Annotated in this window: 1 protein-coding gene; it reads left to right on the top strand. The window is 56.1% G+C overall.

All coding sequences use genetic code 11. The annotated features are described in order from the left end of the window. Positions 1–92: 92 nt before the first annotated feature. Positions 93–253, top strand: a 161-nt coding sequence (tnpB, locus tag AC6CIG_RS29810) for an IS66 family insertion sequence element accessory protein TnpB (RefSeq protein ID WP_498324401.1), incomplete at its 3' end; no start/stop codon positions are given.

Below are 253 nucleotides of genomic sequence, written 5' to 3'. Positions count from 1 at the left end.
GATCCGCGCGGTACGCTCTGCATGATCCCGGCTGGTACGAAGGTCTTCTTGGCCAGTCATCCCGTCGACTTCCGCAAAGGACCGGATAGCCTATTGGCGCTGGTGCTGGAAGTGATCCATTCAATGGCTCGCTCTACGTTTTCCGCGCCAAAAGAGCAGATAGAATCAAGATCGCCTGGTGGGATGGCTCAGGCGTCTGCCTGTATTCGAAGCGGCTCGAAAAAAATCAGTTCGTCTGGCCGAAAATCGGGCC

It is taken from the genome of Sinorhizobium sp. GQ132, from assembly GCF_059758575.1.
The sequence above is the reverse complement of the archived record's forward strand: the minus strand, read 5'-3'. Positions and strand labels throughout refer to the sequence as shown.